Annotated in this window: 3 protein-coding genes and 5 pseudogenes; 4 read left to right on the top strand and 4 right to left on the bottom strand. The window is 30.8% G+C overall.

Annotation, left to right across the window (positions count from 1 at the left end):
* The 4 genes and pseudogenes from DRZ96_RS00320 to DRZ96_RS00295 all read left to right on the top strand — a co-directional run.
* Window positions 1–1,511 (top strand): annotated as a pseudogene (locus DRZ96_RS00320) (recombinase family protein); the annotation flags it as partial.
* A complete protein-coding gene (locus DRZ96_RS00315) occupies window positions 1,459–1,749 on the top strand; it encodes an RNA methyltransferase (RefSeq protein ID WP_112889217.1) in 291 nt (96 codons plus the stop codon). The pseudogene DRZ96_RS00320 and the gene DRZ96_RS00315, both read left to right, overlap by 53 nt.
* 354 nt (window positions 1,750–2,103) lie before the next feature.
* Window positions 2,104–3,049: pseudogene (locus DRZ96_RS10955) on the top strand (IS3 family transposase); the annotation flags it as partial.
* A gap of 396 nt (window positions 3,050–3,445) precedes the next feature.
* A pseudogene (locus DRZ96_RS00295) lies at window positions 3,446–3,923 on the top strand (Csac_0668 family 2Fe-2S cluster-binding (seleno)protein).
* A gap of 337 nt (window positions 3,924–4,260) precedes the next feature.
* On the opposite strand, the gene DRZ96_RS00290 reads toward DRZ96_RS00295, so the two are convergent.
* The 4 genes and pseudogenes from DRZ96_RS00290 to DRZ96_RS00265 all read right to left on the bottom strand — a co-directional run.
* Window positions 4,261–4,740: a Csac_0668 family 2Fe-2S cluster-binding (seleno)protein gene (locus DRZ96_RS00290; protein ID WP_050150156.1), complete on the bottom strand. Its 480-nt coding sequence runs from the start codon at window positions 4,738–4,740 to the stop codon at window positions 4,261–4,263.
* 398 nt (window positions 4,741–5,138) lie between these two features.
* A pseudogene (locus DRZ96_RS10950) lies at window positions 5,139–6,085 on the bottom strand (IS3 family transposase); the annotation flags it as partial.
* 357 nt (window positions 6,086–6,442) lie between these two features.
* Window positions 6,443–6,733: an RNA methyltransferase gene (locus DRZ96_RS00270; protein ID WP_112889217.1), complete on the bottom strand. Its 291-nt coding sequence runs from the start codon at window positions 6,731–6,733 to the stop codon at window positions 6,443–6,445.
* Window positions 6,681–8,184, bottom strand: a pseudogene (locus DRZ96_RS00265) (recombinase family protein); the annotation flags it as partial. The pseudogene DRZ96_RS00265 and the gene DRZ96_RS00270, both read right to left, overlap by 53 nt.

Raw genomic sequence — 8,184 nt, 5'->3', positions numbered from 1 at the left:
TATATCAAGATTCGCTAGAAAACATTAGATACCTTAAAGTATGTAAGACTATTAAAGGAAAACAATGTTGGTGTAGTATTTGAAGAAGAAAAATATAGATACTTTGACAATGGATGGAGAGCTATTACTAACAATATTAAGTTCAGTAGCTCAACAAGAAGTAGAAAATACCTCAGCCCATGTAAAAAAAAGGACTGAAAATGAAAATGGAAAAAGGGGAACTTATTGGTTTTCAAGGTTGCCTCGGATATGATTATGATCCCACAACAAAAAGTATATCTATAAATGAAGAAGAAGCTAAAATTGTTAGATATATTTTTAAAAGATATTTAGAGGGCAATGGTGGTTCAGTCATTGGCAGGGAATTAGAAGAACAAGGATATCTCACTCCTAGAGGTAAAACAAAATGGTCTGACACTACAGTGTTAGGAGTAATTAAAAATGAAAAGTATATTGGTGATATACTAATGGGAAAGACCTTCACAGTTGATCCCATAACAAAAAGAAGACTAGCAAACTTTGGTGAATCTGATAAATATCACATTGAAAATCATCACGAGCCAATTATATCAAGAGAAGATTTTGAAAAGGCACAAGAGATTAGACTCAGGAGAGCACAAAACAGAAACACCATAGCTAACAAGGATAGAAAAAGAGAAAAACTATCAAGACAATACGCTTTTTCAAGTATGCTGGAATGTGGATTTGTGGCGAAATACTGTCAAGAAGAACTTGGCACACAAGTTCAATTTACAAAAAAATTAACTGGCAATGTGTAAAGTCAACAAAAAAAGGTAAAAAATATTGTCCTCATTCAAAAGGAATACAAGAAGCAGCAATAGAAAAAGCATTTGTTGAAAGCTATAGGCAATTATGCCATGCAGATTCAACAGTAATAGATGACTTTTTAAAAATTGTAGAAGAAGAAATAAATGATAATACTTTAGTCAAAGATTTGAAAAAGTTAGAAAACCAATTAAACAGAATCATTAGTCAAGAAAGAAAGTTAGTTGATCTTCATTTAGAAGATAGTATAGACGAAGAAGTTTATGCTAAAAAGTATAAAAAACTTACAAAACAAAAAGAAGAATTACTTGATGAAAAGAAAACACTAGAGCTAACTATCAAAGATGAAAACTCTATTAAAGAAAGATTAAAGCAATTTAAAAAGGTCTTAAAACAAAGAAATTATAGAGGAATTTAATAGAACAGTATTTGAAAGCATAGTTGATAAAGTCGTGGTGGGAAGAATTGATAAAGACGGAAAAGTTCATCCTTATGACTTAACATTCTATTTCAAAACAGGAGTTAAAGATAGTCAAGATTCTAATAATTTCAAAGATAAAAGAAAAAATGCCAAAGACAATGACATTAATAAATTGTGTTCCTACATGAATGACGAGGATAAAAAATTATGTACCCAAGCAAAAGACAACGCACGCGGAGACGGTAGCTCTGTTGTCCAAACTAAATACAGAACATCATTTAGATATAGAAATAGGGGAAGATGAATTATCTGAAATTGACTTTTCAAAAGACGCAACTTATGGAGAAATTAAAAAGTATGTGTTAGATAAATACGGACTAAAAATTTCAAGCCTATATATTGCCCAAATAAAAAGGAAACGTGGTCTAATAGAGAGAGAAAATTATAATTTTAGTAAGAAAGAAAATCAAAGAGTGCCAAATTGCCCAGAAGAAAAAGAAAAAGCAATCGAAGATGCTTTAGAGCATTTTGGAATGATTTAAATAATATCTAAGATTGAAAATTTTAAAATTAAGACTTAAAAACTTTAAGATTAAAAAGATATGTACTTCTTATATAACCTAAGAAGATTAATTGAAAATCAGGGGAACGATGATGGTAAAATAAAAAATTTTAACAACTAAAGAAGAATTAGGCATTATTGCCAAAGAGATTTTTATGAAGTTAAAAATACTGAAAAAGACTTGTTAGAATTGAAAATTTTAGATCATTGTGCAGGGTTTCGTGTCATAGTGATAGAGGCAAATAGTTATGTAAATATAAAGAGTTCAAGACTTCTACCAAAGTTTAAAACTCAAAAAATAAATAGTTGGTGTGCTGCTTAGAGTAACCATTTTGATAATGTGGATGCGAAACAAAAAGAGATAATCAGACTTCGTAAAAAATTGAAACAGGTTGAAATGGAGAATGATATTTTAAAGCAAGCTGCACTACTGTTAGGCAAAAAATAGACCTCATTATCTCGAACCGAGATAAATATAGCATTAGTGCAATGTGTAGACTACTTGGGGTCACAAGAAGTTTAGTCTATTATCATTTGAACAAAGAAAAAGATGTGAATTAGATGAAGATGAAAAACTAATAGAAGAAATAAAAGAAATATTCAGAAGAAGTAGAAACAACTATGGAACACGCAAAATAAAAAAAAACTAGGGAAAATTGGATATAAAATATCGAGAAGAAAAATAGGCCGAATAATGAAGAAAAATGGCCTAGTCTCAAACTATACAGTAGCACAATATAAAGTAATAAGATCCAAATGCAACGAAGAAGACATCCCTAACCTTTTAAATAGATAATTTGACAATAGAGACTATTTAGAAGCAATAGTAAGCGACCTAACATATGTAAGAGTAGGAAAAACATGGAATTATATATGTTTAATAATAGACTTAAACAGCCGTGAAATAATAGGATACTCATCAGGTAAAAACAAAGATGCAAATCTAGTAGCAGAAGCATTTTACTCAATAAGGCAGCCACTAAATCGTATAAAAATATTTCACACAGACAGAGGAAGAGAATTTTAAAATATAAAAATAGAAGAATATTAAAGGTATTTGGGATAAAAAGATCGCTAAGTAAAAAAGGAAGCCCATATGATAACGCAGTAAGCGAAGCAGTCAATAAAGTAATGAAGACAGAATTCATATATCAGGAGAACTTTACTAATTTCCAAGAACTTAATCTAAAATTAGCAGAATACGTATATTGGTATAATAACCTAAGAATTCATGGATCTTTAGGATATAAACACCAGTAGAATATAGAAAAGCAGAATAAAAAGCTCTGGAAGTTTCATAAATTAAATAAAATATATGAACAGACTGTCAAGGGCAAATTTCAACGAAATTTGGCGAAGCCTTTACCCTTGATTGTCTGAGAATATATTTTATAATCTAAAGAAACTTTCAAGCTTGATAATGTTCGGTTATAAATTGTCTAAAAAAGGGTTGCCATTCCATGTATTTGGGTTCATTAGAAGAATGCCGAGCAATGGGTAACATGACGCTGATGTGTTTATACACAAAAAAGCTACACATGCGTTGGCTGACAACAGGGAGCTAAGTAAATTAACACCAGCTAAAATGTTTGACGCTATTAATAAATGACAAGTATATGAAATTGGTTTTACCTAGTTTAAAAAAGAAATATAATGAAAATATGGAGGCTAAGAATATGAAGATTAATAATGAATGTTGTTGGATGCAAAACAGAAAAGCCGGATCAAATTAAAGACAATTGTCCTGTATGTAATAATGAAGGGATTTCCGTTAGTAAAGTAACTGTTGAACATCTAGTGGTAGATGATTATCGTAATGCTGTTAACGGAGATCAATATAAGATTTGCATGAACGAGGACTGCGACGTTGTTTACTATAACTTAGATAATGAAATAAAATTCTTGAAAGACCAAGTTAGAGTTCCTATCTGGTTTAAGAAAGATGCAGATCCTAAGTATGCTTGTTATTGTAGCGAAGTCACAGAAAATCAGGTAATTGAAGCAGTTGTAAAGCATGGCGCGAAATCCGTAAAAGAAGTAAATGCCATCACTGGGGCAATGAAAAATCCTAATTGTAAAGAAAACAATCCGTTGGGAGTTTGTTGTCATAAGATTATTCAGGAAGCTATCGATAAAGGCTTGAAAATGAAATAATTACAGTCGATATGTTCCTACAAACGAGAGCCAATCTTTGATATGTTTCCATCTACGAGCGTGGATATGTTCCCATAACCATAGGGGTTGAAAGTGTAGCGTTGATGCAAAAAGTGTAAGAAATTATAATTTTATATACTCTTAATTTAAAGCTAGTAGAATTTAGAAATAATTTGAGAATATATTTTCCACATGCTTTTTTAAGAATTAAAATTTTATCCACACTGACCACTCAAGTCTACACTTTCAACCCCTATGGTTATGGGAACATATCCACGCTCGTAGATGGAAACATATCAAAGATTGGCTCTCGTTTGTAGGAACATATCGACTGTAATTATTTCATTTTCAAGCCTTTATCGATAGCTTCCTGAATAATCTTATGACAACAAACTCCCAACGGATTGTTTTCTTTACAATTAGGATTTTTCATTGCCCCAGTGATGGCATTTACTTCTTTTACGGATTTCGCGCCATGCTTTACAACTGCTTCAATTACCTGATTTTCTGTGACTTCGCTACAATAACAAGCATACTTAGGATCTGCATCTTTCTTAAACCAGATAGGAACTCTAACTTGGTCTTTCAAGAATTTTATTTCATTATCTAAGTTATAGTAAACAACGTCGCAGTCCTCGTTCATGCAAATCTTATATTGATCTCCGTTAACAGCATTACGATAATCATCTACCACTAGATGTTCAACAGTTACTTTACTAACGGAAATCCCTTCATTATTACATACAGGACAATTGTCTTTAATTTGATCCGGCTTTTCTGTTTTGCATCCACAACAACATTCATTATTAATCTTCATATTCTTAGCCTCCATATTTTCATTATAATTTCTTTTTTAAACTAGGTAAAACCAATTTCATATACTTGTCATTTATTAATAGCGTCAAACATTTTAGCTGGTGTTAATTTACTTAGCTCCCTGTTGTCAGCCAACGCATGTGTAGCTTTTTTGTGTATAAACACATCAGCGTCATGTTACCCATTGCTCGGCATTCTTCTAATGAACCCAAATACATGGAATGGCAACCCTTTTTTAGACAATTTATAACCGAACATTATCAAGCTTGAAAGTTTCTTTAGATTATAAAATATATTCTCAGACAATCAAGGGTAAAGGCTTCGCCCAAATTTCGTTGAAATTTGCCCTTGACAGTCTGTTCATATATTTTATTTAATTTATGAAACTTCCAGAGCTTTTTATTCTGCTTTTCTATATTCTACTGGTTTTTATATCCTAAAGATCCATGAATTCTTAGGTTATTATACCAATATACGTATTCTGCTAATTTTAGATTAAGTTCTTGGAAATTAGTAAAGTTCTCCTGATATATGAATTCTGTCTTCATTACTTTATTGACTGCTTCGCTTACTGCGTTATCATATGGGCTTCCTTTTTTACTTAGCGATCTTTTTATCCCAAATACCTTTAATATTTCTTCTATTTTTATATTTTAAAATTCTCTTCCTCTGTCTGTGTGAAATATTTTTATACGATTTAGTGGCTGCCTTATTGAGTAAAATGCTTCTGCTACTAGATTTGCATCTTTGTTTTTACCTGATGAGTATCCTATTATTTCACGGCTGTTTAAGTCTATTATTAAACATATATAATTCCATGTTTTTCCTACTCTTACATATGTTAGGTCGCTTACTATTGCTTCTAAATAGTCTCTATTGTCAAATTATCTATTTAAAAGGTTAGGGATGTCTTCTTCGTTGCATTTGGATCTTATTACTTTATATTGTGCTACTGTATAGTTTGAGACTAGGCCATTTTTCTTCATTATTCGGCCTATTTTTCTTCTCGATATTTTATATCCAATTTTCCCTAGTTTTTTTTTATTTTGCGTGTTCCATAGTTGTTTCTACTTCTTCTGAATATTTCTTTTATTTCTTCTATTAGTTTTTCATCTTCATCTAATTTCACATCTTTTTCTTTGTTCAAATGATAATAGACTAAACTTCTTGTGACCCCAAGTAGTCTACACATTGCACTAATGCTATATTTATCTCGGTTCGAGATAATGAGGTCTATTTTTGCCTAACAGTAGTGCAGCTTGCTTTAAAATATCATTCTCCATTTCAACCTGTTTCAATTTTTTACGAAGTCTGATTATCTCTTTTTGTTTCGCATCCACATTATCAAAATGGTTACTCTAAGCAGCACACCAACTATTTATTTTTTGAGTTTTAAACTTTGGTAGAAGTCTTGAACTCTTTATATTTACATAACTATTTGCCTCTATCACTACTATGACACGAAACCCTGCACAATGATCTAAAATTTTCAATTCTAACAAGTCTTTTTCAGTATTTTTAACTTCATAAAAATCTCTTTGGCAATAATGCCTAATTCTTCTTTAGTTGTTAAAATTTTTTATTTTACCATCATCGTTCCCCTGATTTTCAATTAATCTTCTTAGGTTATATAAGAAGTACATATCTTTTTAATCTTAAAGTTTTTAAGTCTTAATTTTAAAATTTTCAATCTTAGATATTATTTAAATCATTCCAAAATGCTCTAAAGCATCTTCGATTGCTTTTTCTTTTTCTTCTGGGCAATTTGGCACTCTTTGATTTTCTTTCTTACTAAAATTATAATTTTCTCTCTCTATTAGACCACGTTTCCTTTTTATTTGGGCAATATATAGGCTTGAAATTTTTAGTCCGTATTTATCTAACACATACTTTTTAATTTCTCCATAAGTTGCGTCTTTTGAAAAGTCAATTTCAGATAATTCATCTTCCCCTATTTCTATATCTAAATGATGTTCTGTATTTAGTTTGGACAACAGAGCTACCGTCTCCGCGTGCGTTGTCTTTTGCTTGGGTACATAATTTTTTATCCTCGTCATTCATGTAGGAACACAATTTATTAATGTCATTGTCTTTGGCATTTTTTCTTTTATCTTTGAAATTATTAGAATCTTGACTATCTTTAACTCCTGTTTTGAAATAGAATGTTAAGTCATAAGGATGAACTTTTCCGTCTTTATCAATTCTTCCCACCACGACTTTATCAACTATGCTTTCAAATACTGTTCTATTAAATTCCTCTATAATTTCTTTGTTTTCTAAGACCTTTTTAAATTGCTTTAATCTTTCTTTAATAGAGTTTTCATCTTTGATAGTTAGCTCTAGTGTTTTCTTTTCATCAAGTAATTCTTCTTTTTGTTTTGTAAGTTTTTTATACTTTTTAGCATAAACTTCTTCGTCTATACTATCTTCTAAATGAAGATCAACTAACTTTCTTTCTTGACTAATGATTCTGTTTAATTGGTTTTCTAACTTTTTCAAATCTTTGACTAAAGTATTATCATTTATTTCTTCTTCTACAATTTTTAAAAAGTCATCTATTACTGTTGAATCTGCATGGCATAATTGCCTATAGCTTTCAACAAATGCTTTTTCTATTGCTGCTTCTTGTATTCCTTTTGAATGAGGACAATATTTTTTACCTTTTTTTGTTGACTTTACACATTGCCAGTTAATTTTTTTGTAAATTGAACTTGTGTGCCAAGTTCTTCTTGACAGTATTTCGCCACAAAATCCACATTCCAGCATACTTGAAAAAGCGTATTGTCTTGATAGTTTTTCTCTTTTTCTATCCTTGTTAGCTATGGTGTTTCTGTTTTGTGCTCTCCTGAGTCTAATCTCTTGTGCCTTTTCAAAATCTTCTCTTGATATAATTGGCTCGTGATGATTTTCAATGTGATATTTATCAGATTCACCAAAGTTTGCTAGTCTTCTTTTTGTTATGGGATCAACTGTGAAGGTCTTTCCCATTAGTATATCACCAATATACTTTTCATTTTTAATTACTCCTAACACTGTAGTGTCAGACCATTTTGTTTTACCTCTAGGAGTGAGATATCCTTGTTCTTCTAATTCCCTGCCAATGACTGAACCACCATTGCCCTCTAAATATCTTTTAAAAATATATCTAACAATTTTAGCTTCTTCTTCATTTATAGATATACTTTTTGTTGTGGGATCATAATCATATCCGAGGCAACCTTGAAAACCAATAAGTTCCCCTTTTTCCATTTTCATTTTCAGTCCTTTTTTTTACATGGGCTGAGGTATTTTCTACTTCTTGTTGAGCTACTGAACTTAATATTGTTAGTAATAGCTCTCCATCCATTGTCAAAGTATCTATATTTTCTTCTTCAAATACTACACCAACATTGTTTTCCTTTAATAGTCTTACATACTTTAAGGTATCTAATGTATTTCTAGCGAA

This window comes from Peptoniphilus harei, from assembly GCF_900454685.1.
Taxonomy (GTDB): domain Bacteria; phylum Bacillota; class Clostridia; order Tissierellales; family Peptoniphilaceae; genus Peptoniphilus_A; species Peptoniphilus_A harei.
Note: the sequence above shows the minus strand (reverse complement) of the source record. Positions and strands in the feature narration are given on the sequence as shown.